Genomic DNA, 25,870 nt, shown 5'->3' with positions numbered 1-25,870 from the left:
TCCGATCCCTTCAGTGGTCGCTGTCGTGAAGGGGTCGGAGCGGATCGGCCGTTCTCGACATGCGGCGGGAGAAAATGTTCCGGCGCTGAGAAAGGCGTTCCGGCCTGCGAAAACGCGGGGCGACAGGGTCAGACGTAGCGTTCGAGTATGGAGGACTCGGCGAGGCGGGACAGGCCCTCGCGGACGCTGCGGGCGCGGGACTCGCCGACCCCGCCCACCGCCTGGAGGTCGTCGATGCTGGCCGCGAGCAGCTTTTGCAGGCTGCCGAAGTGGTTGACCAGCCGGTCGACGACCGTGGCGGGCAGCCTGGGCACCTTGGCGAGCAGGCGGAAGCCGCGCGGGCTGACCGGGCTTTCGAGCTGGTCGGCGCCGCTGTGGCCGAGCACGCGCGCCACAGCCGACAGGTCGAGCAGCTCGCCGGCCGACAGGTGGTCGAGGTCGTGCACGGCCTCCAGCAGGCGGCGCTGGCGGCGGCCGGCCGGGGCCGGGAGGTAGTCGCGGATGACCAGCTCGCGCTCGGAGTCGACGCCGGCCACCAGCTCGTCGAGCTGGAGCGAGAGCAGGCGTCCGTCGGTGCCGAGCTCGACGACGTAGCCCTTGATCTCGTCGGAGATGCGCCTGACCATCTCCAGGCGCTGCGCCACGGCGGCGACGTCGCGCACGGTCACCAGGTCTTCGATCTCCAGCGCCGACAGGGTGCCGGAGACCTCGTCGAGGCGGTGTTTGTAGCGCTCAAGGGTGGCCAGCGCCTGGTTGGCCTTGGACAGGATGGCCGCCGACTCTTCGAGGACGTAGCGGATGCCGTCGAGGTAAAGGGCGATGATCCGCATCGACTTGCTGATCGCGATGATCGGCAGGCCGGTCTGCCGGGCGACGCGCTGCGCGGTGCGGTGGCGGGTGCCCGACTCGTCGGTGGGGATCGAGGGGTCGGGGACGAGGTGGACGGCGGCGCGGACGATCTTGTCGTCGTCGCTCACCACGATGGCGCCGTCCATCTTCGCCAGCTCGCGCAGCCGGGTGGCCGAGAAGTCGACGTCGAGCTCGAAACCGCCGCTGCACAGCTCTTCGACGACACGGTTGTAGCCGAGCACGATCAGCCCGCCGGTCTGCCCGCGCAGGATGCGTTCGAGGCCGTCGCGCAGAGGTGTGCCCGGCGCAACAGCGGCCAGCGCTTCGCGACGGCGGTCGTCAAGACTCCTATCCACCTGACCCCCGTGTCGATCGGTCACCTCAGCTTAGCCGCGCTCAGGTGACGTGTGTGAGTGCGTCCCAGACGTTCTCCGCCTGCACCACCTCGAACCCGGGAGCGAACGCGACCGGCCCGACCGGCACCAGAGCGCGCTGGCCGCCGCGCCTGGGGCCGCCTTCTTCGAGCGATCCGGCGGGCACGAGGGCCCGCTTGAAGCCCAGCCTGGCGGCCTCGGTGAGCCGCCTGCGGACGTCCTTGACCGGGCGCAACTCGCCCGCGAGACCGACCTCACCGAGCGCCACCAGACCGGCGGGCAGCGGCTTGTCGCCTGCCGCGCTCGCGACGGCCAGCATGACCGACAGGTCGACGGCCGGGTCGGCCAGCCGGATGCCGCCGACCGTGGCGGTGAAGACGTCGCAGCCGCCCAGCCTGGCGTTGAGCCGCCGCTCCAGCACGGCGAGGATCATCTGCACGCGATAGGTGTCGAGGCCGGAGGAGGTGCGGCGGGGCTGCTGGGCGTCGGTGCGCGCGACCAGCGCCTGCACCTCGGCGGGCAGCGGGCGGGTGCCCTCGACGGTGACGGTGACGCAGGTGCCGGGCACCGGCTCGCTGCGCCGGGAGACGAACAGCCCGCTCGGGTCGGTGATGCCCTCGATGCCGCGCTCGTGCAGGTCGAAGCAGCCGACCTCGTCGGTGGGGCCGAACCGGTTTTTGATCGCGCGGACCATGCGCAGCCGCGAGTGGCGGTCGCCCTCGAAGTTGAGCACCACGTCGACCAGGTGCTCAAGGGTGCGGGGGCCGGCGATGGAGCCCTCTTTGGTGACGTGGCCGACGATGAGCGTGGCCATGTTGCGCTCTTTGGCCAGGCGCACGAGGTTGGCGGCCACCTCGCGCACCTGCGTGACGCCGCCTGGCACGCCCGTGGTCTGGGTGGTGCCGATCGTCTGGACGGAGTCGACCACGAGCAGTTGTGGCTGCACCTTGTCGACGTGGGTGACCAGGGCCGCCAGCTCGGTCTCGGCGGCGAGATAGAGCTGGTCCTGGATCGCGCCGATGCGGTCGGCGCGCAGCCGCACCTGGGCGGCGGACTCCTCGCCCGTGACATAGAGGACGGTGGTGCGCTCGGCGATGCGGGCGGCGGCTTCGAGCAGCAGCGTGGACTTGCCGATGCCGGGCTCGCCCGCCAGCAGCACGACCGCGCCGGGCACCAGGCCGCCGCCGAGCACCCGGTCGAGCTCGCCCACGCCGGTGGTGCGCGCCGCCGCCACCTCGGCCTTGACCTGGCCGATCGGCAGGGCGGGAGCGCTGGTGGCGCCGGCCTGCACGACGGTGGCGCCGCGGGCGCCCTCTTCGTCGACCGTGCCCCACGCCTGGCACTCGCCGCACCTGCCCACCCACTTGGGGGTGCGCCAGCCGCACTCGGCACAGCGGTATCCGGGCTTCTGGGCTGTCTTGGCCATGAGGAGCAGGCTAGCGCCCGGGGCCGACAATCCCGCCCGTACGGATCAGGACAGGCCGAGCTCGGCCTCCAGCAGGCGCTTCGGCTTGGCGCCCACGATCTGCTTGACCGGCTCGCCGCCCTCGAACAGCAGCATCGTCGGCACGGCCATCACGCCGTAGCGGGCCATGATCTCGGGGTTCTCGTCGGTGTTGAGCTTGCCGATCGTCAGCCCGTGCTCGGCCTCGATCTGCTCGAGTACGGGACCCACCATCCGGCACGGCCCGCACCACTCGGCCCAGAACTCGACCAGCACCGGCTTGTCGTTCCTGAGCACCTGCTCCTCGTAGTTCTCGGTGGTCAGCTTGATCATCTTCATCCCCTCACGAAGCAACCTGGGCAGGACTGGGCGAGCTGGGCGGCCACCTCGGCGCGCCGGGCGAGCAGCACCCGGATCTCCTGGTCGATCTCGCTGAGCTTGCGCTCATAGACCTCGACCGACTCGGCGCACGAGCCTCCTGAGCTGTGACCACGGCGCAGGCAGTCGACGAACGGCCGCGTCTCCTCCAGCGTGAAGCCGATCTGGAGCAGCGCGCGGATCTCGGAGACGAGCCTGACGTCGTCCTCGGTGTAGGTCCGGTAGCCGTTGGACGCCCGCCGGGCGTGGAGCAGGCCGTTCTTCTCGTAGTAGCGGAGGGAGCGGGTGCTCACTCCGGTGCGTTCCGCCAGCTCACCGATGCGCATGCGGCCAGGCTAAACGTTGACATCGGCGTCAATGTCAAGCGCTCAGAAGAAGCGCCAGCGCAGCACGTTGGGGTAGGCCAGCTCAAGGCCGGGTGTCTCGGCGATGGCCTGCTCGGCCACCTCGGGCGCGAACTCGATGCGCAGCACCGCCTCCAGGTCGGCCCTGCGCTGGAAGACCATCCTGAGGTCGAGCGGCCTGCGCTGCCACCCGTGCCGGTCCCAGAACGCCTCGACCTCGCGGGCGGAGTAGGTCGGCACCGTACGCGAGAACCACCGCCCGAACGGCCCCCGCGTCGCGTCGAGGTCCACCACGAACGCGGCGCCGCCCCTGCGGACCACCCGCGACAGCTCGCGCAGCCCCGGCTCGCACCCCGGCCCGAAGAAGTACGCCCACCGCGCCATGGCGACGTCCACCCCGGCGTCGGGCAGCGGCAGGTCCTGGGCGGCCGCGGCGTGCACGGTCACGTTGGGCAGCCCTGAGCAGCGGCGGCGGGCCAGCGCGGCGAGGTCGCCGTGCGGCTCGACGCCGATCACCCGCGCCGCCTCCGCGGCCAGGATCGGCAGGTGGTAGCCGGTGCCGCAGCCGATGTCGAGCACGGTGGCGCCGGCCCAGGGACGCAGCGCGCGCATCGCGGCGTCGGCGGCGCCGTCGGGGTCGGCCGCGCGGTTCTCCAGCTCGTAGATCTGGGGCGTGTTCCAGATGTTGGGGCTGGGGATGGCGCCCTTCGCGATCCGTGGCATGCGTCCCACGCTAGGGCCTTTCTCACACTCCACCGGACAGGGCAAGAAGGGCCTGACGCGCCAGATCGGCTTCTCCGCCTTAGGCTGGCTACGTGGCTGATGTCATCCGCGTGCCCAATGCGAAGATCGCATTGTCCACTGCTTCGGTATATCCGGAACGCACTCCCGACGCGTTCGAGCTCGCCGCCCGCCTGGGCTATGACGGCGTGGAGATCATGGTCGGGGCCGATCCCGTGAGCCAGGACATCGACGTGATCGAGCGTCTGTCCGATCACTACGAGGTCCCCGTCCTGGCCATCCACGCGCCCTGCCTGCTGGTCACGCAGCGGGTGTGGGGGCGCGACCCCTGGGCCAAGCTGGTCAAAGCACAGAAGGCGGCCGAACGGCTCGGCGCGTCGACGGTCGTGGTCCACCCGCCGTTCCGCTGGCAGCGCGACTACGCGCGCGACTTCGAGAACGGGCTGGCCAGGATGCGCGACGAGACCGACATCACGTTCGCGGTGGAGAACATGTTCCCGCTGCGTGCCAGGGGCAACGACGTGGTGCCTTACTCGCCTGACTGGAACCCCATCGACTACGACTTCCCCCAGGTCACGCTCGACCTGTCGCACACCGCCGTGTCCGGCTCCGACGCCATGGAGATGGCGACCAAGCTCGGCGACCGGCTCGCGCACCTGCACCTCGCCGACGGGCTCGGCGTGACCAACAAGGACGAGCACCTCGTGCCGGGCAGGGGCAACCAGCCGTGCGCGCCGATGCTGGAGCGGCTGGCCGGCAACGGCTACTCCGGGCTGGTGGTCCTGGAGATCAACACCAGGAAGGCCGCCAGCCGCACCGAGCGCATCGACGACCTGGCGGAGGGCCTGGCCTTCGCCCGGCTGCACCTGGCGGCGTCCACATGAGCGGGCCGCTCAAGGATCTGGCGCGGACGTTCGACCGGGTGGCCGACGCCTACGACGAGGGGCGGCCCGGCTATCCCGACGAGGTCTACCGCGCGATGACGGAGGTGTCGGGCGTCGAGCTCGACGGCGCCACCACGGTCGACGTGGGGGCCGGCACCGGCATCATGACGCGGGCGCTGCGGGCGCGCGGCTCGCGGGTGATCGCGGTCGATCCTGGCGAGCCGATGCTGGCCCACCTGGTCGCCAAGTCGGCGGCCGAAGCCGGGCCGGAGGCCCGCCCGGCGCCTGGGGCGGACGGCGGGCGGAAGCCCGGCGCGGAGGCCGGCGTGAGCGGCGCGGCGAGGGTGCCGCTCGCGGCGGTGCTGGGTGACGGGAACGCACTGCCGCTGAGCGACGGGGTGGCCGACCTGGTGACGTACGCGCAGTCGTGGCACTGGCTCGACCCCGCGACCTCCATCGCCGAGGCGCGGCGGGTGCTGCGCCCCGGCGGCGCCATCGTGGGCTGCTGGAACTTCAACCACGCCGCCCAGGCCGACTGGCTGGCCGCCTATGAGACCAGGCTGGCGGAGGAGGTGCCCACCTACTACGGCCCGGCGGTCGAGGAGTGGTCGGTGCCGCCGATCGCGTCGTCGTTCGAGGTGGTGGGGGAGCGCTGGATCCCGTGGACGCGGCTGGTCGGCATCGAGCACTTCCTGCTCGACCTGCGCTCCCACTCCTACATGGCGGCGCTGTCGCCTGAGCGGGCCGACGAGGTGGTGGGCCGGCGGCGGGCGGAGCTGCGGGCGGCGTTCCCCGAAGGCGTGCTGTCGGTGCCGATGCGGGCCTATCTGGCGGTGGGCCGGTGAGGTGCTACCGGCCGGGCGGGGTGCCGCGATGACCGCTCAGCGGCGGCGGCCGGGGCGCCGGCCGGGCTCGGCCGACACGCGCGGGGAGATCCTGGCGGCGGCGCGGAAGGTGTTCGCGGAGAAGGGGTTCGACAAGGCGACCGTACGCGGCATCGCGCGGGAGGCCGGCGTCGATCCCGCGCTCGTGCACCACTACTTCGCCACGAAGGAGGGCATGTTCGCGGCGGCCCTGCGGCTGCCGGTCACGCCGGAGGAGGTGATCCCGCTCCTGCTGGAGGGGCCGCGCGAGGAGATCGGGACGCGGCTGGTCCGCATGCTGCTGCGGGTGACGTCCGAGCCGGAGACGCGCGAGCCGATGGTGGCGCTGCTGCGCTCGGCGATGACCCACGAGCAGTCGGCCACGATGTTCCGCGAGTTCATCTCGAACGCGCTGCTCTACCAGGTGGCCGACCGGCTGGAGGTGCCGCACCTGCGGGTGGAGGCGGCCTTCGCGCAGATGTTCGGCGTGATTCTCGCCCGTTACGTGCTCAAGCTGGAGCCCCTGGCGAGTGCGAGCCACGATGAGCTGGTCGAGCTGCTGGGGCCGACGGTTCAGCGCTACTTCTGCGGGTAGAGCATTGTTCTAGAATGGGCGATGACCTTAGGGTATGTCGCGTGAGCCAGTAAAGTTACTCGTGGGTAGGATTGTGGCACATGCCTGCGCGGCGGGTGACCGTACGCTGACAGCCAACGTCGTCTGTGGGAGGACCCGTGCTCTGGGTAGCCGTCATCGGGCTCGTCATGACCGTCGCGGCGGTGGCCGTCGCCGGCCGGAGGGTGCTGTTCCTGTACAAGCTCGCGACCGTGGGCCCACCGGCGCCCGAGCGGACCGAGTACGCCAAGACCCACGTGGGCGACGAGATCAAGGCCCAGCTCGTCGAGGTGTTCGGGCAGAAGAAGCTGCTGAAGTGGACGCCGTCGGGCGTCGCGCACTTCTTCGTCATGTGGGCGTTCTTCATCCTGCTGACCGTCTACATCGAGGCGTACGGCGCGATCATCCAGGGCGCGATCATCGGCACCCCTGACTTCCACATCCCGCTCATCGGCACCTGGGGTGTGCTGGGCTTCCTCCAGGACTTCATCGCGGTGGCCTGCGTGCTCGGCCTGGTCGCCTTCGCGATCATCCGCGTGCGCAACTCGCCGAAGCAGCTCGGCCGCGGCTCCCGCTTCTCCGGCTCGCACCTGGGCGGCGCCTGGCTGGTCCTGTTCATGATCTTCAACATCATCTGGACCCTGTTCCTGGCCAGGGGCGCGGCCGCGGCCAACGGCAACCTGCCCTACTCCTCCGGCGCGTTCGTCTCGCTCGCGCTCGGTGACGTGCTGCCGCAGAGCGCGCTGCTGGAGGAGATCGCGCTGCTCCTGCACATCGGCTTCATGCTGGTGTTCCTGGTCATCGTGGTGAACTCCAAGCACCTGCACATCTTCACCGCCCCGCTCAACGTGCTGTTCTCCCGCCGCCCCGACGGGCTCGGCGGCGCGCCCGAGATGCGGGTGGACGGCAAGCCGGTCGACTTCGAGGACGAGGACCTCGACCCCGAGCGGCTCGGCCGCGGCAAGATCGCCGACACCACGTGGAAGGGCTTCCTCGACTTCTACTCCTGCACCGAGTGCGGCCGCTGCCAGTCGCAGTGCCCGGCGTGGAACACCGACAAGCCGCTGTCGCCGAAGATGCTCATCCTCGACCAGCGCGACCACGCCTTCGCGGTGGCCCCCTACCTGATGGCCGCCCAGAACGGCGTCGAGCACAAGGACACCGACGTGCTCGCGCTGCTGGACAAGCCGCTGGTCGGCGAAGAGGGCGTCATCCACCCCGACGTGCTGTGGTCGTGCACCAACTGCGGCGCCTGCGTCGAGCAGTGCCCGGTGGACATCGAGCACATCGACCACATCCTCGACATGCGCCGCTACCAGGTCATGGTGGAGTCGTCGTTCCCGTCCGAGGCGGGGGTGATGGTGAAGAACCTGGAGAACAAGGGCAACCCGTGGGGCATGTCCGAGATGAAGCGGGCCGACTGGATCGGCGAGCTCGACTTCGAGGTCGAGGTCGTCGAGGACAAGATGCCCGAGGACGCCGAATACCTGTTCTGGGTGGGCTGCGCGGGCGCGCTGGAGGACCGGGCGAAGAAGACCACCAAGGCCGTGGCGGAGCTGCTGCACATCGCGGGCGTCAAGTTCGCGGTGCTCGGCCCGATGGAGGCGTGCTCCGGCGACCCGGCGCGGCGGCTGGGCATGGAATATGTGTTCAACGCGCTCGCCCAGCAGAACATCGAGACGCTCAACGAGGCGGGCGTCAAGAAGATCGTGGCCACCTGCCCCCACTGCTTCAACACGCTGGCGAACGAGTATCCGCAGCTCGGCGGCACGTACGAGGTCGTGCACCACACCCAGCTGCTGGCCAAGCTGGTCGACGAGGGCCTGCTGACCCCGATCACCCCGATCGAGGAGAAGATCACCTACCACGACCCGTGCTTCCTCGGCCGCCACAACAAGGTCTACTCCCAGCCGCGCGACATCATGGCGAAGGTGCCCGGCGTGCAGACACAGGAGATGCACCGCCACAAGGACCGCGGCTTCTGCTGCGGCGCCGGCGGCGCACGCATGTGGATGGAGGAGCGCATCGGCAAGCGCATCAACACCGAGCGCGTGGACGAGGCATTGACCACGAATCCCGACACGGTTTCGACCGCGTGCCCGTTCTGCATGGTGATGCTCGGTGACGCGATCAACGAGAAGAAGAACAACGGCGAGGCCAAGGAATCGCTGGAGGTCGTGGACGTCGCCCAGCTCTTGATCAAGTCCGTCAAGAGCGCGTCCTGACCGTAACCTGTCGGACTCCTCCACATGTGATGTGGAGGAGTCGCATGTCATCGCATGTGACAGGAAGAAATCTGGCATCCACATAACGGGAAAATCACGGTAACCTCAACGTCGCACGGCTCTATTCGACGGGGAGGGGGCTCAGGATGGGCGTCGTCGTCACGGACGCCGAAGTCACCCTGGCCGACGTGCTCTCCCTGCGACTCGCCATCGACGAGCCACTGGGCGAAGGCACCGAACTCGTTCTCCGGCATCGCACCACGGGGGTGGAACGCGACGTGCTGCTCGGCACGCCAGGCGCGCGGGCGCGTGAGGCCACGCTGGCCGTCTCGCTGGAGCCGCTGCGGCTGACCGCCGGCCGGTGGGACGCCTACCTGCGCCACGAGGGCAAACGCAACAGGCTGCGCAGCGTCGATCCCGGCTTCTCGCTCGACCACCTCGACGCGTACGCGCTGTGCCGCCGCACCCTCGCCTACCGCTCCTACCGCACCCGCAACGGCTACCTGGCGCTGAAGATCTCCGAGGCCGAGCCGGTGGCCGAGGTGCGCTCGATCTGGTTCAGGGAGGGCCGCTTCGAGGTGATGGGGCTGCTGGCCTACACCGGCCTGGAGGACGACGACTCCCGTCACGAGGCGGTGCTGACCCTCGACCGCAGGCAGAGCGGCGCCCGCCTGACGGCTACGGCGACCGTGCAGGGCGTGCGCTTCCACGCGGCCGTGTCGCTGGTGGACGTGCTCGCCGCCGACCCGGAGGGCGCCGCCGGCTCCGGCACGTGGGAGCCCGCGCTCCAGGTGGCCGACGTGCCCACGGCGCTGCGGCTCGGCTCGCGGCTCGACGACGTGGACGGCAAACGGCGCCGCCTGCACTACCCGTCGGCCAGGGTCGACGGGGTGCTGATCAAACCCTGCTACACCGCCGACGACGAGCTGCGGATCGAGGTCGGTGGATGAGGATCAGCCTGGTGCTCGCCTCCGCGTACGGCATGCGGGGAGACGTGCGCGCCATGCTGAACCTGGCCACCGCGCTGGCCGAACGCCATGACGTCGAGGTGATCAGCGTCAGGCGGCAGAAGGAGAAACCGTTCTTCCCCGTCAGCCCCAAGGTCGCCCTGCGCAGCGTCGTGGACGCCCGCCCCGGGGTACGCCACCTGCTGCCACGGGGCCAGGTCCGTACGGAGGTCGCGCTCTGGCGGGTGCTGCGCAACCTCAGGTCCGACGTGCTGATCACCACCAGGCCGGGCATCGGCGTGCAGGCGGCCAGGCACGCGCCGCGCGAGACCATCAAGATCGCCCGTGAGTGGGGCAGGCCGGCCGTCCCAGGTCCCGTCAAGCGCTTCTACCCGCGCCTGAGCGCCGTCGTGACGGCCACGGAGTCGGCGCAGGAGGAGTGGACGAGACTGCTCGACGGCGGGCCGGCCGTGCACAGCGTGCTGGACGCGCTGCCCGGCGGCCCCTGGCCGCGCTCGCGGATGGACAACAGGATCGTGGCCGCAGGGGGCCGGTGGACGCCGGTGAAGGCGTACGACCGGCTGATCCGGTCGTTCGCGATCGTCGCCGACAAGCGGCCCGACTGGCGGCTGCGGCTGTACGGCGCGGGCCCCGAGGAGCGGCTGCTGCGCTCGCTGGTGCGCGAGCTGAACCTGCACAACCACGTCTACTTCATGGGCACCACCCCCGACCTCGCGGGCGAGTTCGCCAAGGCGTCGATCGTGGCCAGCACGGCGCGCAGCGAGGACCTCGGCATGGCGGTGCTGGAGGCGATGGGCTGCGGGGTGCCCGTGGTGGCGTACGAGGGCGCGAGGGGGCCCAGGGAGTTCGTGGCGACGGGCTACAACGGGGTGCTGGTGCCCGAGGGTGACCCGCCGATGTTCGCGGCGGCGCTGCTGGCGCTGATCGACGACGAGCGCCGGCGGCGGTCACTCGCGGCGGGCGCACGCGACACGGCGCTGCGGCACTCGGCCGACGAGGTCGTCGAGCAGTGGGAGAAGCTCATCGCGGGACTGCGCTAGCACCCCGGGGTGATACCTCTTACGGGTACCGTAGAAGCATGCATGGGTACAGCGGAGACAAGCAGGCATATCTCACGCGCCTACGGCGAATCGAGGGGCAGATCAGGGGCCTGCAGCGCATGGTCGACGACGACGCTTACTGCATCGACGTGCTGACCCAGGTCTCCGCGGCGACCAGGGCCCTGCAGGCGGTGGCGCTGGGGCTGCTGGAGGAGCACATCTCCCACTGCGTGGCCGACGCCATCAACACCGGCGGGCCAGAGGCCGAGGCGAAGGTCAAGGAGGCGTCTGCGGCCATCGCGCGGCTCGTCCGGTCGTGACGCGGGAGTGCCGGACCCGGCTCGTGCGGTCGTGACGCGAGCGCTCGTGCGGTCGTATGAAGATCGCGGGGACTCATCCGTGAGGTGGATAGTCCGGCGACGGATTGACTAGTTATGTGAAACCCCGGAAACCGGTGTTCCCGACCCCATTGGGCCGGGAACCAGGTCCCCGGGGCTAGTAATCGTGTTGCTTCTTCAGCGGCTCGCCGAAGTCCGCAATCCGAGCGCGTCGTCGAGTTCGTCCAAGGTCAGCCGCCGCTCGCTGACAGCCACGGCCGTGAGCACCTCGGCGTAGAGCGCAATCTCGTCCAACGCGACACGGTCGTGGACCCGAGAGTCCAGGTCGTCGTGCCCCACCGCGTCGTCCTTCCTTCCGCAGCCCACACCCTCTACGAGGTTACGGCGCGGCCCCTTCCGGCGACATGGCCCATCGGAGTCATTCCTTTCGCCGCCTCGGGGCCCCCAGGAGGATCATTTCCCGAATCCGAGATCACAATTCAGCTAAATGCCTGTTATCGGAAGTGTTAGAACGATAGAGCCGAGGTAAGATGGAAATAGCGGTATTAGTGGTTTACGTGTGACGTGTGTGGTGATGGTCGTCGCGTTCATGGACGATCCTGCGCACCAGCGCCGTCTGACCCGCCAGCCCGCGCTCAGGCATCTTGGCTCCCGTCAGCCGCTCCCACGCCTGCCCCGTCGCGTACGCGGCCCCCAGCACCGCCGCCGCGCTCGCCCGGTCGGGCGGCGCCACCTCCAGCACCGGAGCGGGCGCCACCGACACGCCCCCGCCGCACACCGGGAAGCCCTCCGGCTCGGTCGCCTCGCCGGCCGAGGTGCCCGTCAGGCCCGCGCGGCGCAGATCCTCGTACGCCATCCGCAGCCGGTGATCCAGCCGCCCCGGCAGCGCGCCCCTGGAGTCGGACAGATCGGCCAGGAACGTGGCCGCCGCCTCCCGGGGGCCGGGCATGAAGGATAGGGCGTCCACGAGGTCGTACAGGGCGTGGGAGAAGTGCTCTTCGAGGTCGTTCTCGACGAGCAGCGCCCGGCACAGCCGGGCCGGGCAGCGCTCCAGCCACGCCTGCCGCAGCGCCGCGTCGTCGTCGTACGGGTCGCCGATCTCGGCCTGGCGCAGCATCGGCTCGACCATCGTGAGCAGCGCCAGCGCGCGCGGCCTGAACCGGGTGTCGAGCAGCAGGATCTGCGCGGTGTCCGCCATGACGGCGGCCAGCCTGAGCGCCGCGCGCGGCCGGCCCGCCCGCAGCCGCTCGGCGACCAGCGTGGCGAGGTCGAGCAGCGGCGGCGCGGGCAGCCAGCGCACCCACTCGTCGCCCGGCAGCGGGCGGCACAGGTATTCGCCGAAGACCGTGATCAGCCGCTCGTTGCCGTCGAAGGCGGGCGCGTACGCGCACCACATGACCGTGCCCCACACGGCCGCGACCGTGCTCGGCACGTCGGAGGCGAAGATCTCGTCGAAGGCCGTCAGCGGGTAGTCGAGCTCAGACTTGGTGCCGGAGGCGCGGACGAGCTGCCTGACCTGCTCGGTGAGGCCCTCGGGCACGTCGGGACCGATGAACGACTGCGTGGAGCCGGGCTCGGCGTGGAAGTCGTGGCCGTGCGGCACCACGGCGTCGGGCAGCACCGCGGCGGTATGGCCGACCCTGCGGGCGCGCAGCCGCCGGGGCGGCGGCGCGGGGAGCCAGCGGCCGTCGGCGGGGTCGTGCAGGTGCCAGCGCGCGTGCGCGCCGAACAGCCACCGGTCGCCGTCAGGCGTCACCAGGATCCTGGCCGCGAGGACGTGGGCGCGATCGGGGACGGACAGACCCTGCCAGCGCGGGTCCGCGACCATCGCGCGTACCTCCGCCTCCGTGGCGGTGAACGCATCCCAGGGTGGCACGGCGGTCATCGTACTGGGGGAACGTGGATCATCCATTGGCATTTCACGGCAGAATGGCCGCTATGAGGGCGAAGGTTGCGGGTTTTGTGGCGGTCGTCAGCGTGCTCTCCAGCTGCGGTACGGAGGCGCCGGCGCAGCCGACACTCTCAGGGCCGGGAGTTCTCACGCTACAGAACGCCACCGCGCCGGCGCCCGGCGGGGAGGTGGGCGGCGCGTCGGCGGAGTTCGACGACGCGGCCGACCTGACCATGTGGACCAAGCTGAGCGACGCCGAGAAGGACGTCGACAGGATCGCCAAGCTCGACGTGAACAAGACCGTGAAGGGCTCGATGTACCTGGAGCCCAAGACCTCCGCCTGGTTCGACGGCTTCCGCGGCCCCTTCGTCTATCAGGAGCTGGCGGGCGACATCGTCATGCACGCCAAGGTCAAGGTCAGCGGCAGGAGCGGCGGGCGGCCGAAGCGGCTGTTCTCGCTCGGCGGGCTGATGGCCAGGCAGCCCGGCTCGTACGCCAAGCCCAACTGGGTGTCGGTGACCACCGGCACCGGCGAGAAGAGCGGCCAGGTCGAGGCGAAGTACACCCAGGACGGCAGCTCCAAGCCGAAGGAGCTGGCCGTCAAGGACGGATGGGTCGAGCTGGTGCTCGGCCGGGTCGGCCGGGTGTTCGTCGCCCTCTACAAGGAGGAGGGCGGCGCGTGGAAGGTGGGTCAGCGCTGGCCTTCGACGCTGCCCGACGTGCTGCAGTGGGGGGTGACGGCCTATACCGACTGGGACAGCTACAGCACGCTCAAGCAGGACCCAGCCAAGGGCAACGCCAAGCAGGTCAAGGGCACGCCCGACCTCAAGCTCAGCGTCGACTTCGTCCGCTTCCTGCGGCCCGAGCTGCCGGAGTACGCCGACCCGCTCAACGAGGCGTCGGTCTCGGACGAGGTGCTGGTCAAAGTGATGACGCCTGCCGGTGCCTGATCGCCTTGGCCTGGTAGTTGTCCGGCGTACGGGCGAAGGAGGCGCGGTCGTCGTCGGTCAGCTCGCGCACGATCTTGCCCGGCACCCCCGCGACCAGCACCCCCGCCGGGATCTTCTTGCCGGGCCCCACCAGCGCTCCTGCCGCCACCAGCGTGCCCGCGCCGATCCTGGCGCCGCCGAGGACGATCGCGCCGATGCCGACCAGCGCGCCGCGCTCGACGTGCGCGCCGTGCACCATGGCCTTATGGCCAAGGCTCACCCGGTCTTCGAGTATCGCCGGCTCGCCGGGGTCGGAATGCAGGCACGACAGATCCTGTACGTTGCACTCCTCGCCGATCTCGATCCGCTCGTCGTCCCCGCGGAGAACGGAGCCGTACCAGATGCTGGACGCCCGGCCGATGCGTACGCGGCCGACCACGACGGCGCCGGGCGCGATGTACGCATCGGGATGTATGTCCGGGGTCGCGCCGTCATCCAACGCTGCTATGTACATTCGAGGCATCTTATTTCCTGGTCGGGGTATGGCGTTCGGGTTGCGGACGTGGGCCGATGGCAGGAAAGTCGTTTCCTGACGTCTCGTCGCCAGACCCTCACAACCCGCAGTTTTCCCCCGCCTCACGCAAACCCTTAGGTAACCCCCATGATGAACCAGCACGAGAACTTTCCCGATCTGATGCAAGAGGACACCTTCGAGGTCGTCATGCGCGGCTACAACCGCCGCCAGGTCCACGACTACATGATGCGCACCCGTAACCAGATACGGGATCTCGAGGAGCGGCTGGCGCGGGCCATCGAGCAGGCGGAACAGGGCCGGATCGAGCTGGCCGAGGCCCGGCGGCGGATGGTCGAGACCCCGCAGAGCTATGAGGACCTGAGCCCCCGGCTCGCGCAGATCCTCCGGCTCGGAGAGGAAGAGGCGCAGGCCAAGCGGGAGGACGCCGAGGCCGAGGCCACCCGGGTGCGCGAGGAGGCCAAGACCGAGGCCGACCGGCTGGTCACCACCTCACGCGAGACCGCCGACAAGATCCTCACCTCCGCCCAGGCCGAGGCGGAGCGCCGGGTGAGCGAGGCGACCCAGGCCGCCGAGCGCATGCTGGCGCAGGCGGGCAGCGACGCCGAGGAGCAGCTGACCGCGGCCCGTACGGAGTCGGAGGAGACGCTGACCGGCGCGCGGGCCGAGGCCGAGCGGCTGGTCACCACCGCGCGCGAGGAGTCCGAGCAGCTTCTCGCCTCGGCCCAGGCGCAGGCCGAGCAGATCGTGTCGGGCGCGCGGGCCGAGGCCGACGCGCTGCTGACCGCCGCCCAGCAGCGGGCGGCGTCCATCGACGAGCAGGCGGGCCGCCGGGTCGACTACCTGAGCAACACGCACACGGAGGTCGTACGGCGGCTCACCGAGATCAGCTCGGTGCTCGGCGACCTCATGCAGGCCGAGTCGAACGCCGGGCCGCTGGTGCCGGAGGCCCAGCCCCCCGCTGGAGCCCCCACTGTGGCCCCCACTGCGGCCCCCACCGCGGCCCCCACGCCCCCGCAGGAGCATGGGGACCCGGAGCTCACGCAGGACGTCAAGGGCCGGCAGGACCCCGAGCTCACGCAGGACGTCGAGGTCCCGCAGGACGACGTGCGGGTCATCGTCGAGGACGAGACGGAACCGGCCGTCAAGGAGGAGCCCAAGGACGTCTCGGACGACACGGACGTGCACATCGTGCGCGTGCCCGAGACCAGGGCGCGCAACTAGGCCGCCGCAGGGAGCGGAAGCCCCCGCCCCCGATAGGGTCGGAGGCTTCCGCGTTCGTGGCCCCTCCTGATTTGGGGGCCCGGTACCGGGGCCGCCGAGACGCTGGACCCGGCACCGGGCTGCTCGTGTGCGCGAGGTGGCGTGACGCTCCGCCACCTCGCGTCATGGAGGTGGGGGGCCGGCCCCCCAGACCTCTTGCTCGCCGACCCGCCTCTCCTGGTCCCTGAGCTGCTCGCGCAGCCCTTCCGGGTCGTCCGCGTCGATGGTCATCGCACATCCGGCCGCGCGCTGCGCCGCGCTCAGCGGATGGTGTCTCGTGGCCCACCAGCGGCCCGCGTCGCTCCGCCAGATGGTCCATTGGGGGTGCTCCCGGGCGATCTCGGCGAGATGCCGATCAAAGGACATCGCTGTCCACCTTCCCGGGCCCCAGGCGAGGTTCCATCTCTTAAGAAGATGCGCCACCTCTCTAGAGAATTCAATGATCGCCAGGGTCAGGTCAACGTTGCCTTGACATATGGCCTTGAATCATGCGTCGAAGTCGTATTGGAGTACATACGCGGCCGAGTCCAGGATCATCTCGTTGAGCTCGATGGGCAGCCCGCCCGACGTGTACGCGGTCCGCGCGATCACGATGACCGGGGTGCCGCCCGGCAGGTCGAGCAGGCCGCTCTCGCGGGGCTGGGGCATGCGGGCGCGTACCTCCTCGGTGAAGTGGGCGGGGGGCAGGCCGAGGTCGCCGAGCCTGGCATAGACGCCGCCGGGCCCGGTGTCGGCGAGGGTGATCGGGCTGCCCTCGACCAGGTGGGCGGGGAAGTAGGAGGTGGCCAGCTGCACGGGCCTGGCGTCCACCGAGTAGCGCCGCCTGCGCACCCACACCTGGTCGCTGTCCAGCACGGCGGCCACCTCCTCCGCGGCGCGTTCCAACGCCACCTCCACCCCGTCCACGGTGAACGGTCGCCCGCGTGCGTCCGCGTCCCAGATGGCCCTGCCCTGACCCCACTGCTCCCGCGACAGGCGGCGTGCGCCGTGCCTGCGGATCGGTTTGAACAGCCGCACGTAAACCCCCGAACCTCGTTTGGGCACCGCCAGCCCTTCGTTGATCAGTACGGCAAGCGCCTGCCTGGCGGTGGCTCGTGCGATTGCGTAGTCGGCCATCAGCGCGTTCTCGCCCGGTAGTCGGTCCCCGTCGCGCAGTTCGCCGGCAAGAATCCGGGCGCGGAGACCGTCGGCGATGCGTCGATAGATAGGGGGCTCGTGGGGTACCGGGGATTCAGACAACTTTGATCACCCTCTGTCACCAACCAGGTTGTGGCGTCTCCAGAGAACTTGCCCCGTCTTGTCCACGATCGCACAGATGCAGGCAATGGTCGCGGGCGGATTTTGAGCGGATCGTGCCCGAGTGGTGAATTCCGCAGCGTTTTAGCAGACCGTTACCGTGGAACGGTCCCAGCCGGTATTCGATCGGCCCACCAGCGGCGAGTAACCAAAGAGAAGATCGCGGCGCCGGTCGCGTTGAGGATGACGTCGTCCACGGAGGAGAAGCGGCCGAGCCGAAGCGCGTACTGGAGCACTTCGACCATGACCGAAAAGGCCGCCGCGAGGGCCGCAACCCTGGCCGTCGAGGACATCGCGCGGCTGCGTACGGGCAGCAGCGCGCCCAGCGCGGCGAAGACCAGTAGATTGCCTCCGACCTGCACGAACACCGCGTCCCACGGCGCGCAGGCCAGGTCGGCGAGGTCGCTGAACGGCACCAGCGCCACGCCGCTCGCGCCGCCCGCAGGCGTGAGGATCATCCCTATCCATGGAGCGGTCCCCACGGCGATGCCGACGTCGGCGATCGAGACGCGCAGGGGCGCGGGATGGCCGGCGCGGGCGCGATGGCGGGCGAGCAGCACGATTGCTAGCAAGGCGAGGGGAAGTGCAATGGTGCCAGCAATAATGACATTTCCCCACAATTCCCACGTCCGCGCCATTTGACCATGATGGCGATGATCTAGGGGTACCGGAAGATGTCCATTCGGACAGGTCTCACCGGACGGGCAGCCGCCGATCGAGGAAGTCGAGCGCCACCGCCCACGCACGCTCCGCAGCCTCGGGATGGTGGAACATCGGCGCCTCGCTGTTGTGGAAAGCGTGCCCCGCCTCCTCCTCGATGTGCATCACCACGTTCGGACGCGACCGCGCCGCCTCCTCCACCACGGCCACCCGGTCACGCGAGATGAACGGATCGTCACCGCCGAACACCAGCAGCAGCGGCGCGTCGATCCGCTCCATCAGCCCGGTCGACTCCGGCACGGCCGAGCCGTAGAAGGACAGCACGGCCGCCAGATCGACCTTGGTGGCCAGCATGAACGCGACCGTGCCGCCCAGGCAGAAGCCCAGCGCGCCGACCCCGCCGCGCACCTCGGGCATGGCGCGCAGGTGCGCCACCGTGAGCGCGCAGTCGGCCACCCCCTGCGGCAGGTCGAAGTCGCGGGCCAGCTCGATCGACGTCGCGGTGCCCTCCTCCGTGTGCTCGCCGCGCCAGTGCGGCCTGATACGCCAGAACAGGTCGGGAGCGGCCACCACGTAACCCCTGGAGGCCAGCTCGCCGGCGACCTTCTCGATGTAGGGGCCGACCCCGTAGATCTCCTGGATGAGCAGGATGCCGGGCCCGCCGCCGGTCTCCGGCAGCCAGGTCCGTACGTCGAAGGTGCCGTCGTGGGCGGTGATGCGATCGGTGCGGGTCTGCATGTTCACCAGCATCGCGCATGGCGCCCGCCGCGATCCGGCGAGACGATGCGATCGGTGGGTCCGTGTCGTCCGCGTACCCGATCCCTACCGGAAAGCGAGGGAGAGATGAGGAGAGTGTGGTGCTGACCCATTTCATCGGTGGCGGACCGGTGGCCGCGGGACTGGGCTTCCCCGTTCACGACCCCGTCACGGGCACCGTGGCCAGGCACGTCCACGAGGCCGACCCCGAGGTCGTCGACCGGGCGGTCCGCGCGGCCAGGGAGGCTTCGCGCGACTGGGCGGCGATGCCCGTCGGCGAGCGGGCCGGGTGGATGCGCCGTCTGGCCGATGGCATCGAGGAGCGCTTCGACGACCTGGTGGCGGCCGAGGTCGCCGACGCGGGCAACCCGCTCGACCAGACCCGTACGCTCGACGTCCCGCGCGGCATCGCCAACTTCCGGGCCTTCGCCGAGATGGCCGCCCAGCGCCCCGAGGACGCCTTCCACCTGTCCGGCACGCTCAGCTACACCGTGCGCAGGCCGCTGGGCGTGGTCGCCGCGATCATCCCGTGGAACCTGCCGTTCCTGCTCATGACCTGGAAGCTCGCGCCCGCCCTGGTCTCCGGCAACACCGTGGTCGTCAAGCCGTCGGAGCACACGCCGGGCTCGGCGGCGATCTTCGCGGAGATCTGCGCCGCCGCGGGCCTGCCGCCCGGCGTGGTGAACATCATCTTCGGCCACGGGCCGGCGGGCCAGCTCCTGGTCGAGCACCCGGACGTGAACGCGGTGACGTTCACCGGCTCCACCAGGACCGGCTCGGCGATCATGCGGACCGCGGCCCAGCGGGTCAAGCCGATCTCGTTCGAGCTGGGCGGCAAGAACGCTGGGCTGGTCTTCGAGGACTGCGACCTCGACAGGGCCGTCGAGGGCACGGTGCGGTCGGTCTTCACCAACGGCGGCCAGGTGTGCCTGTGCACCGAGCGCGTGTACGTCCAGCGCTCGATCTTCGAGGAGTTCTGCGCCCGCCTGGCCGCCCGCGCCCAGGAGGTCGAGCCGCAGCCGATGATCTCGGCCGCGCACCGCGACAAGGTGCTGTCCTACTACGCCCTGGCCCGCTCGGAGGGAGCCAAGGTGCTGACGGGCGGCGGCGTGCCGGTGTTCGGCGACCACCGCGACGGCGGTTATTTCGTCGAACCGACGGTAGTGGCAGGCTTGTCGGAATGGTCGAGGTTCAACCGGGAGGAGATCTTCGGTCCCGTGTGTCACGTCGCGCCCTTCGACAGCGAGGCCGAGGCGATCGACCTGGCCAACTCCAGCGAGTACGGCCTGGCCGCCACGGTCTGGACGGACGGCCTGGACCGCGCGCACCGCGTCGCCCAGCGCCTGGAGGCCGGGCTGGTCTGGGTCAACACCTGGTACGTACGCGACCTGCGGACCCCGTTCGGCGGCGCGAAGCTGTCGGGCATCGGCAGGGAGGGCGGCACCCGGTCACTCGACTTCTACTCAGAACCCACCACGATCACCATCAAACTGGAGCAGCCCGATGCATGACGAATGGTCCCAGGCAGTGGACGCGCACGCCCAGGCGGCCGACCGGCTGGCGCAGGCGGCGCGTACGGGCAAGCCCTGCGCACCGATCAGGGACCTGGTCAGCACGCAGGCCGACGGGTACGCCGTCCAGGAGATCCACACCAGGCGGGCGCTCGGCGCCGGCCGCCGGCTGGTCGGCAGGAAGATCGGCGTCACGAACCGGGTGCTCCAGGAGCGCTTCGGCATCGACCAGCCCGACTTCGGCATGTTGTTCGCCGACACGTCCTACTGCGACGGACTGCCGATCCCGTACGAGCGGTTCCTGCAGCCGCGCGCCGAGGCCGAGGTGGCGCTGGTGCTCGGCGCCGACCTGACCGGCGGCCCTTTCACCGTGGCCGACGTGATCAGGGCGGTGGACTTCGCGCTGCCCGCGATCGAGATCGCCGACTCGCGCATCGCCGACTGGGACATCACGCTGGCCGACACCATCGCCGACAACGCCTCGGCGGGGGCGTTCGTGCTGGGCGGCACGCCGGTCCCGCTGAGCGGGCTCGACCTGCGGGCGGCCGGGATGACGATGACGCGCGGCGGCACGGAGGTCTCGACCGGCTCCGGCGAGCTGTGCCTCGGCCACCCGCTCAACGCCGCCGTCTGGCTGGCCACCCGGCTCGGCCGCACCGCGTACGCGCTGCGGGCCGGCGACGTGGTGCTGACCGGCGCGCTCGGCCCGATCGTGCCGGTCGAGCCGGGCGACGTGTTCGAGGCGAGGATCGAGGGGCTCGGCTCGGTACGGGCGGTGTTCGGCAAGTGAGACCGCCGCCCAAGGCCATCCGGGTGCCCGGCAAGGCCATGCCACGAGGCCGGTTCCCGCACGTCAAGCGGGCCGGCGATTTTCTGTACGTGTCGGGCACGAGCTGCCGCAGGCCCGACGACAGCTTCGTCGGCGTCGAGGTGGACAGGTACGGCGCCACCAGCCTCGACATCCGCGCCCAGACCAGGGCGGTCATCGAGAACGTCGGCGACATCCTGAAGGCCGCGGGCGGCTCGCTGGCCGACCTGGTGCAGATCACCACGTACCTGGTCAACATGAACGACTTCAAGGGCTACAACGAGGTCTACGCCGAGTTCTTCGACGAGGAGGGGCCCACCAGGACGACGGTCGCGGTGCACCAGCTCCCGCATCCCCACCTGCTCATCGAGATGCAGGCGGTGGCCTACCACCCCCAGGAGCGGGCGTGAGCTGAAGGGAGCCTCCCCATGCGCGTCCCTGTGCCGGGGCTGCCGGTGGCCGGTTTCCTGGTGCTCATGGTGGCCGGTTGCGGCGGCGCGGTGCCGCCGCCCGACGGTGACGAGCCGCCGGTCGAGGTCGGCGCGATCATCACGCAGATCGGCGTGTACGCGGCGCTCGGCGACGAGATGGAGACCGCCATGCGCCTCTATCTGGACGAGCACGGCGGGCGCCTGGGCGGGCGGCCCGCCCGGCTGGTCGTGGCCGACGACGCGGGCAACCCCGACCTGGCCAGGCAGGAGGCCAGGCGGCTGATCGAGGACGGCGCCGACGTCCTGACCGGCCTGATCTCCTCACCGGTCGCGGTCGCGGTCGCCGACGAAGCAGGTGAGGCGACGGGGCCTGTGCCGGTGGTCGTGGCTAACGCCGGCGCCGACGAGCTGACCGGCCCGCACGTCTTCCGCGTCTCCTACACCAACCATGAGCACGGCCGCGCGGCCGGCCGGTACGCCGCCGAGCGGTACGCGGGCAGGGCCGTGGTGCTCATGGCCTCCGACCACCAGGCAGGCGTCGAGACGCTCAGGGGCTTCACGGCGGGCTACGGCGCCGAGCCGCTGGCCCGCGTCATGACGCCGCCCGGCACGGTCACCGGCTTCGAGCAGCACTTCGCCCGCATCCCGGCGGAGGCCGAGTTGCTGTTCGCCTTCTACGCGGGCGGCGAGGCGGTGGCGTTCGCGCGGGCGTACAAGCAGCTCGGCTACGACGCCAAGGTGCCGCTGCTGGCCTGCAGGAACCTGACCGACGAGGAGGTCGTGCGCGCGATCGGCCCGGACGCCGAGGGCATCACGAGCGCCGGCATGTACGCCCCCAGCCTGAACAACCCGGACAACGCCGCCTTCGTCGCCCGCTGGCGGGCCAGGACGGGCCGGAACCCGTCGGCGGTGGCGCTGCAGGGCTGGGACGCGATGCGGGTCATCGACGCCGCGCCGGCGAGGGGCGGCGACCTGGCGCGGCGGCTGGGGGAGCTGGGCGAGCTGGCGGGGCCGCGCGGCCCGTTCCGGCTGAACGATCAGCACGATCCGGTGCAGAACTGGTACGCCCGGAAGTATCAGAATGGGGTGAACAGCGTCATAGCCACCATTCCGCCATGAATTAGGAGCGACCGTTGGATCGCGACCAGTGCCTCGCCCTCGACGCGCAGGACCCGCTGCGGGCCTTCAAGGACGAGTTCGTCCTGCCGGAAGGCGTGATCTACCTCGTCGGCAACTCGCTGGGCGCGCTGCCGCGCCGTACGGCGGAGCGGATGCGGCGCACGGTCGAGGAGGAGTGGGGTGAGCGGCTCGTCGGCGGCTGGAACCACGCCGGCTGGTACGAGCAGCCGCTCACCATCGGCGACCGCCTGGCTCCGCTCATCGGCGCGGGCCCCGGCCAGGTCGTGGTGGGCAACACCACCTCGATCGCGATCTTCCAGGCGGTTGCGGCCGCGCTGTGGCTGCGTCCCGAGCGCCGGGTGATCGTCTCCGACGCCGCGAACTTCCCCACCGACCACTACATGGTGCAGGGGCTGGCCGGGCTGCTCGGCGGCTACGAGGTGCGCGACCTCGCCGAGGGGCGCTTCGACGACGCGGCCGTGGTGCTGCTGTCGGAGGTGGACTACCGGACGGGCGCGCGTCAGGACGTGCCCGCGGTGACCGCCGCAGCGCATGCCGCGGGGGCGCTCATCGTGTGGGACCTGTGCCACAGCGTGGGCGCGATGGAGGTGGACGTCTCGGAGGCGGACTTCGCGGTCGGATGCACGTACAAGTATCTGAGCGCGGGGCCCGGCGCGCCCGCCTTCCTCTACGTCAACCCGCGCCACCAGGCCATGGCCGAGAACGTGCTGTCCGGCTGGCACGGGCACGCCGCGCCGTTCGCGTTCGAGACCGACTACCGGCCGGCCGACGGCATGCGCAGGTTCGTGGTGAGCACCCCGCACGTGCTCTCGCTCGCGGCCCTCGACGCGGCGCTCGACATCTGGGAACGCGTGCCGATGGCGCAGGTCAGGGCCAAGAGCATGGCGCTCACCTCGCTCTTCGTGGACCTCGTCGGCGACCGGCTGGAGCTGGCCTCGCCCGCCGACCCGGCCGCCCGTGGCAGCCAGATCAGCCTGCGCCACCCCGACGGCTATCCGGTGATGCGGGCGCTGATCGACCTCGGCGTGCACGGGGACTTCCGCGCGCCCGACACGCTCAGGTTCGGCTTCGCGCCGCTCTACCTCGGCTACACCGACGTCCACGACGCCGCCGCGACCCTGCTGGAGGTGCTGGACAAGGAGCTGTGGCGCGACGAGAAGTACGCCGTCCGCCTCGCCGTCACCTGACCACGCGCCACGCGCCACGCGCCCGCCCCGGCCTCGCGCCCGCGCCAGGGGCGGGCGGCCGGCCCTCAGCGTGCGTCGAGCTCCTTGATCGCGCGCTTGGGCGCGACCGCGCGGTAGCTCTCCTCCACCCAGTCGAGCAGCACGTCGGTCGCGGGCAGCTCCGACAGGAACGGCACCGTCACCCAGCCCGCCTTGCCCAGCCCGTGGCCGCTCGGCTGCGCGCCCTCGACGCTCAGCGCGTGGCCATGGGCCTCGGACAGCAGCTTGACGGTGAACGTGGGGGCCCACCGGTCGGTCGGCTCGTCGGAGCCGAGGAAGACGAAGATCTTCTTGTTCACCTTGACGACGGTGTCGCCCCAGGGGTGGTCCTCGCGGGCCTCTGGCAGGCCCAGCGCGAACGCCAGCAGCTCTTCCCGCACATCGTGCCAGTCGCTCATGCCTCCCGACCCTAACCGGCCCGGCGGAATTCTTCGAGCTTGTGTTCGATGGCGTCCCTGATGCGGTCGCGGGCCTCCATCCGGGGCACGCCCGCCATCAGCAGCTTGTCGTAGTCGGTGTCGAGATGCCGGATGGAGGCGATCACGGCGAGCGTGATGGCGTTCTCGTCGAGCGCCCTGGCCGCCGCCGACCTGCCCACCCGGCCGCTGCCGCGCTGACCGGCGTGCTCGGCGATCTCGCGGGCGCGCGGCTCGGGGCAGCCGGGGAACAACCGGGCGATCTCGGCCGCCATCATGGCCTGGAACTCGACGTCCTGCTCGGCCCTGCGGACGCGGTCACGCTCGCGGCGGCGCAGGCGTACCTCCTCGTCGGCCAGGCAGCGCTCCTCGGCGGCGGCCAGCGCGGCCTCCTCCACCAGCAGGCCCTGGCGCTGGTAGACCTTGCGCCGCCGGTTGTACTGGACGACGACCGCCGACAGGCCGCTCTCCTGCTTGGCGCGCCGGCTGAGCGCCGCGTTCCCGGCCGGCAGGAACACCAGGTGGTCGAGGTCGGCGCAGGTCAGGCAGTGGGGCTCGTCGTCCTCCATGATCAGGTAAGGGCCCGTGTCGCGGCAGGACGCGCACGTGAACGGCTTGAGCGGCGCCACCACCACCAGGTCGGGCGCCTTGCTCTGCGCCTCGGTGAGCCGGCGCACCCTGGCCTCGCTCAGGTCGGGCGACAACCAGTGCACGCGGAACGGGCTCTGGTCGGGACCCGTGGTGAAGCGCAGCTCGCGGCGGTCGCGGGTGCCCGCGACGTAGGGGGTCTCGACCGGCCGCAGTCCCTTGGCCAGCGCCCAGTCGCGTAGCAGGGCCGCCGTGGTGAGCAGCCGCTCCTCGTCCACCGCGGCCAGCTCCGCCAGCGTGCCGGCCCTGCCCTGCCGCCAGACGTCCACGTGCCGGGTGTGCAGCCAGCGCAGCCCCGTCACCACGTCGAGGAACGTCACGTATTTGCGGGTGGTCAGCGCGATCTCGGCCGCCTGCGCGACCCGGCGGGCCAGGTTGGGCTTGGACATCCTCCAAGTTTGTCGTGTGATGGCGCGGCACGTAGCTTTCCTTGGGCCGGTTACGGCAAGTAACTCCTTCGGATCCGGGGCCCCGAAGGAGAAGAAGTGCGTCTGTTCTGGCCTGCCCTGCTCGTGCTCGCCACCTCGTGCGGGCTGGCGGACGAGGGCACGCAACCCGTCGTGTCCGGGCGGTTCGGCAGCCGGCCGATCGTCACCATCCCCAAGGGCAAGCCGGGCAGGACGCCGCAGATCACGGTGCTCTCGACGGGCAGCGGGCGGCGCACGGTGCCCGGTGACGTGGTGCTCGCCGACGTGGACATCCGGCGCTGGAAGGGCAACCAGCCGTACATGAGCACGTACGACGGCAACCAGCCCACCACGGTCGTCTTCGACGGCCGGCAGGTGTCGGAGACCTGGCGGCAGTCGCTCATCGGCCGGCCCGCCGGCAGCCGGATCATGCTGGTCAGCCCGGCCGCCGAGGCGCTCGGCCCCAACGTGCCGCTGACCGGCGTCTCGCCGCACGACACGCTGGTGCTCGTCTTCGACATCCTCGGCGGCTACCCGCCGGACGCCAGGCTCGTCGGCCGCACGCTGCCGGTCGTCCCCGCCGACCTGCGGCCCGTCGACCCGCCGCGGGTGCTCATCGACGGCTCGGGCAGGCAGGTCGTCGCCGGATCGAAGGTCGTCATCCAGTACGTCGCCGCGTCCTGGCCGTCCCGCGAGGTCGTGGACTCCTCGTACCGGCGGGGCGGGCCCAGCGCGTTCACGCTGGAGGCGGGCGCGGTGCCGGCCGCCTGGGTCGGCGCGCTGGCCGGGCAGCGGGTCGGCAGCAGGATCGCGGTGCCGTCGCCCGGCGAGCGGCCCAAGCTCTATGTGATCGACATCCTCGACACGATCACAAGCGCGTAGGCCGGGCGGCCCT

The 25,870-nt window shown here is 70.8% G+C and carries 29 protein-coding genes; 15 read left to right on the top strand and 14 right to left on the bottom strand.

Features of this window, described 5'->3' with window-relative positions:
- Positions 1-128: 128 nt before the first annotated feature.
- Genes disA through AB0K18_RS41145 form a run of 5 tightly spaced genes read right to left on the bottom strand, consistent with a single transcriptional unit; the run spans position 129 to position 4,112 of the window.
- The gene (gene disA / locus AB0K18_RS41165) at positions 129-1,205 is read right to left on the bottom strand and encodes a DNA integrity scanning diadenylate cyclase DisA (RefSeq protein ID WP_345392320.1); all 1,077 of its coding nucleotides are present in this window, start codon (positions 1,203-1,205) and stop codon (positions 129-131) included.
- Positions 1,206-1,245: 40 nt separating this feature from the next.
- Positions 1,246-2,649 (bottom strand): DNA repair protein RadA, encoded by a 1,404-nt coding sequence (gene radA / locus AB0K18_RS41160; protein WP_364926127.1) that lies wholly within the window; start codon positions 2,647-2,649, stop codon positions 1,246-1,248.
- A 45-nt stretch (positions 2,650-2,694) separates the two neighbouring features.
- The gene (gene trxA / locus AB0K18_RS41155; RefSeq protein WP_364926125.1) at positions 2,695-3,006 is read right to left on the bottom strand and encodes a thioredoxin; all 312 of its coding nucleotides are present in this window, start codon (positions 3,004-3,006) and stop codon (positions 2,695-2,697) included.
- The gene (locus AB0K18_RS41150; protein WP_355412580.1) at positions 3,003-3,371 is read right to left on the bottom strand and encodes a MerR family transcriptional regulator; all 369 of its coding nucleotides are present in this window, start codon (positions 3,369-3,371) and stop codon (positions 3,003-3,005) included. The genes trxA and AB0K18_RS41150 overlap by 4 nt, the downstream gene beginning before the upstream one ends.
- Before the next feature lie 42 nt (positions 3,372-3,413).
- Positions 3,414-4,112, bottom strand: a complete 699-nt coding sequence (locus AB0K18_RS41145; RefSeq protein WP_345392311.1) for a class I SAM-dependent methyltransferase — start codon at positions 4,110-4,112, stop codon at positions 3,414-3,416.
- Between the two features lie 92 nt (positions 4,113-4,204).
- On the opposite strand from AB0K18_RS41145, the gene AB0K18_RS41140 reads away from it, so the two are divergent.
- From AB0K18_RS41140 to AB0K18_RS41110, 7 genes are all read left to right on the top strand, one after another.
- Positions 4,205-5,014, top strand: a complete 810-nt coding sequence (locus AB0K18_RS41140) for a sugar phosphate isomerase/epimerase (RefSeq protein WP_364926122.1) — start codon at positions 4,205-4,207, stop codon at positions 5,012-5,014.
- Positions 5,011-5,859: a class I SAM-dependent methyltransferase gene (locus AB0K18_RS41135; protein ID WP_364926120.1), complete on the top strand. Its 849-nt coding sequence runs from the start codon at positions 5,011-5,013 to the stop codon at positions 5,857-5,859. The genes AB0K18_RS41140 and AB0K18_RS41135 overlap by 4 nt, the downstream gene beginning before the upstream one ends.
- 28 nt (positions 5,860-5,887) lie before the next feature.
- Positions 5,888-6,472 carry a TetR family transcriptional regulator gene (locus AB0K18_RS41130; RefSeq protein WP_364926118.1) on the top strand — a complete coding sequence of 195 codons (585 nt, stop codon included), beginning with the start codon at positions 5,888-5,890 and terminating at the stop codon, positions 6,470-6,472.
- Positions 6,473-6,609: 137 nt separating this feature from the next.
- Positions 6,610-8,715: a (Fe-S)-binding protein gene (locus tag AB0K18_RS41125; RefSeq protein WP_364926115.1), complete on the top strand. Its 2,106-nt coding sequence runs from the start codon at positions 6,610-6,612 to the stop codon at positions 8,713-8,715.
- A 146-nt stretch (positions 8,716-8,861) separates the two neighbouring features.
- A complete protein-coding gene (locus AB0K18_RS41120; RefSeq protein WP_364926113.1) occupies positions 8,862-9,665 on the top strand; it encodes a hypothetical protein in 804 nt (267 codons plus the stop codon).
- Positions 9,662-10,723, top strand: coding sequence for a glycosyltransferase (locus tag AB0K18_RS41115; RefSeq protein WP_364926111.1), 1,062 nt, complete (start codon positions 9,662-9,664; stop codon positions 10,721-10,723). Before AB0K18_RS41120 ends, AB0K18_RS41115 begins: the two co-directional genes overlap by 4 nt.
- A 38-nt stretch (positions 10,724-10,761) precedes the next feature.
- Positions 10,762-11,043 carry a metal-sensitive transcriptional regulator gene (locus AB0K18_RS41110; protein ID WP_080044376.1) on the top strand — a complete coding sequence of 94 codons (282 nt, stop codon included), beginning with the start codon at positions 10,762-10,764 and terminating at the stop codon, positions 11,041-11,043.
- Between the two features lie 195 nt (positions 11,044-11,238).
- Here AB0K18_RS41110 and AB0K18_RS41105 read toward each other — a convergent pair whose 3' ends face one another.
- Complete coding sequence (locus AB0K18_RS41105) at positions 11,239-11,400, bottom strand: hypothetical protein (protein ID WP_020540796.1); 162 nt, start codon at positions 11,398-11,400, stop codon at positions 11,239-11,241.
- A 214-nt stretch (positions 11,401-11,614) separates the two neighbouring features.
- Entirely contained in the window at positions 11,615-12,946 is a 1,332-nt protein-coding gene (locus tag AB0K18_RS41100) for a hypothetical protein (RefSeq protein ID WP_364926109.1), read from the bottom strand.
- A gap of 53 nt (positions 12,947-12,999) precedes the next feature.
- Between AB0K18_RS41100 and AB0K18_RS41095 the strand changes: the two genes are divergently transcribed.
- Complete coding sequence (locus AB0K18_RS41095) at positions 13,000-13,902, top strand: hypothetical protein (RefSeq protein ID WP_364926107.1); 903 nt, start codon at positions 13,000-13,002, stop codon at positions 13,900-13,902.
- Here the strand turns inward: AB0K18_RS41095 and AB0K18_RS41090 are convergent.
- The gene (locus AB0K18_RS41090; RefSeq protein WP_364926105.1) at positions 13,874-14,404 is read right to left on the bottom strand and encodes a gamma carbonic anhydrase family protein; all 531 of its coding nucleotides are present in this window, start codon (positions 14,402-14,404) and stop codon (positions 13,874-13,876) included. The genes AB0K18_RS41095 and AB0K18_RS41090 overlap by 29 nt on opposite strands.
- Before the next feature lie 138 nt (positions 14,405-14,542).
- On the opposite strand from AB0K18_RS41090, the gene AB0K18_RS41085 reads away from it, so the two are divergent.
- A complete protein-coding gene (locus AB0K18_RS41085) occupies positions 14,543-15,637 on the top strand; it encodes a hypothetical protein (RefSeq protein WP_364926103.1) in 1,095 nt (364 codons plus the stop codon).
- A gap of 162 nt (positions 15,638-15,799) precedes the next feature.
- Here AB0K18_RS41085 and AB0K18_RS41080 read toward each other — a convergent pair whose 3' ends face one another.
- The 4 genes from AB0K18_RS41080 to AB0K18_RS41065 form a co-directional block, all read right to left on the bottom strand.
- Complete coding sequence (locus tag AB0K18_RS41080; protein ID WP_364926101.1) at positions 15,800-16,042, bottom strand: hypothetical protein; 243 nt, start codon at positions 16,040-16,042, stop codon at positions 15,800-15,802.
- A gap of 120 nt (positions 16,043-16,162) precedes the next feature.
- Complete coding sequence (locus tag AB0K18_RS41075) at positions 16,163-16,915, bottom strand: GntR family transcriptional regulator (RefSeq protein ID WP_364926099.1); 753 nt, start codon at positions 16,913-16,915, stop codon at positions 16,163-16,165.
- Between the two features lie 152 nt (positions 16,916-17,067).
- Positions 17,068-17,610, bottom strand: a complete 543-nt coding sequence (locus AB0K18_RS41070; RefSeq protein WP_364926097.1) for a VanZ family protein — start codon at positions 17,608-17,610, stop codon at positions 17,068-17,070.
- A gap of 55 nt (positions 17,611-17,665) precedes the next feature.
- Complete coding sequence (locus tag AB0K18_RS41065) at positions 17,666-18,370, bottom strand: dienelactone hydrolase family protein (RefSeq protein WP_364926095.1); 705 nt, start codon at positions 18,368-18,370, stop codon at positions 17,666-17,668.
- 119 nt (positions 18,371-18,489) lie between these two features.
- Here AB0K18_RS41065 and AB0K18_RS41060 point away from each other — a divergent pair, with 119 nt between their 5' ends.
- Genes AB0K18_RS41060 through kynU form a run of 5 tightly spaced genes read left to right on the top strand, consistent with a single transcriptional unit; the run spans position 18,490 to position 23,465 of the window.
- On the top strand, positions 18,490-19,899 hold the full coding sequence (locus AB0K18_RS41060) for an aldehyde dehydrogenase family protein (protein ID WP_364926093.1): 1,410 nt from the start codon (positions 18,490-18,492) through the stop codon (positions 19,897-19,899).
- Complete coding sequence (locus AB0K18_RS41055; RefSeq protein ID WP_364926090.1) at positions 19,892-20,689, top strand: fumarylacetoacetate hydrolase family protein; 798 nt, start codon at positions 19,892-19,894, stop codon at positions 20,687-20,689. Before AB0K18_RS41060 ends, AB0K18_RS41055 begins: the two co-directional genes overlap by 8 nt.
- A complete protein-coding gene (locus AB0K18_RS41050) occupies positions 20,686-21,117 on the top strand; it encodes a RidA family protein (protein ID WP_345392278.1) in 432 nt (143 codons plus the stop codon). Before AB0K18_RS41055 ends, AB0K18_RS41050 begins: the two co-directional genes overlap by 4 nt.
- Positions 21,118-21,135: 18 nt before the next feature.
- A complete protein-coding gene (locus AB0K18_RS41045; protein ID WP_364926088.1) occupies positions 21,136-22,257 on the top strand; it encodes an ABC transporter substrate-binding protein in 1,122 nt (373 codons plus the stop codon).
- 14 nt (positions 22,258-22,271) lie between these two features.
- Positions 22,272-23,465 carry a kynureninase gene (gene kynU, locus AB0K18_RS41040; protein WP_364926086.1) on the top strand — a complete coding sequence of 398 codons (1,194 nt, stop codon included), beginning with the start codon at positions 22,272-22,274 and terminating at the stop codon, positions 23,463-23,465.
- Positions 23,466-23,530: 65 nt separating this feature from the next.
- Here the strand turns inward: kynU and AB0K18_RS41035 are convergent, their stop codons facing one another.
- Positions 23,531-23,902 carry an MmcQ/YjbR family DNA-binding protein gene (locus AB0K18_RS41035; RefSeq protein ID WP_364560828.1) on the bottom strand — a complete coding sequence of 124 codons (372 nt, stop codon included), beginning with the start codon at positions 23,900-23,902 and terminating at the stop codon, positions 23,531-23,533.
- An 11-nt stretch (positions 23,903-23,913) separates the two neighbouring features.
- Positions 23,914-24,957: a DUF2293 domain-containing protein gene (locus AB0K18_RS41030; RefSeq protein WP_364926084.1), complete on the bottom strand. Its 1,044-nt coding sequence runs from the start codon at positions 24,955-24,957 to the stop codon at positions 23,914-23,916.
- 96 nt (positions 24,958-25,053) lie between these two features.
- On the opposite strand from AB0K18_RS41030, the gene AB0K18_RS41025 reads away from it, so the two are divergent.
- The gene (locus tag AB0K18_RS41025; RefSeq protein WP_364926082.1) at positions 25,054-25,857 is read left to right on the top strand and encodes an FKBP-type peptidyl-prolyl cis-trans isomerase; all 804 of its coding nucleotides are present in this window, start codon (positions 25,054-25,056) and stop codon (positions 25,855-25,857) included.
- Positions 25,858-25,870 lie beyond the last annotated feature (13 nt).

Source organism: Nonomuraea sp. NPDC049421, assembly GCF_040677005.1.
Lineage (GTDB): Bacteria > Actinomycetota > Actinomycetes > Streptosporangiales > Streptosporangiaceae > Nonomuraea > Nonomuraea salmonea.
The sequence above is the reverse complement of the archived record's forward strand: the minus strand, read 5'-3'. Positions and strand labels throughout refer to the sequence as shown.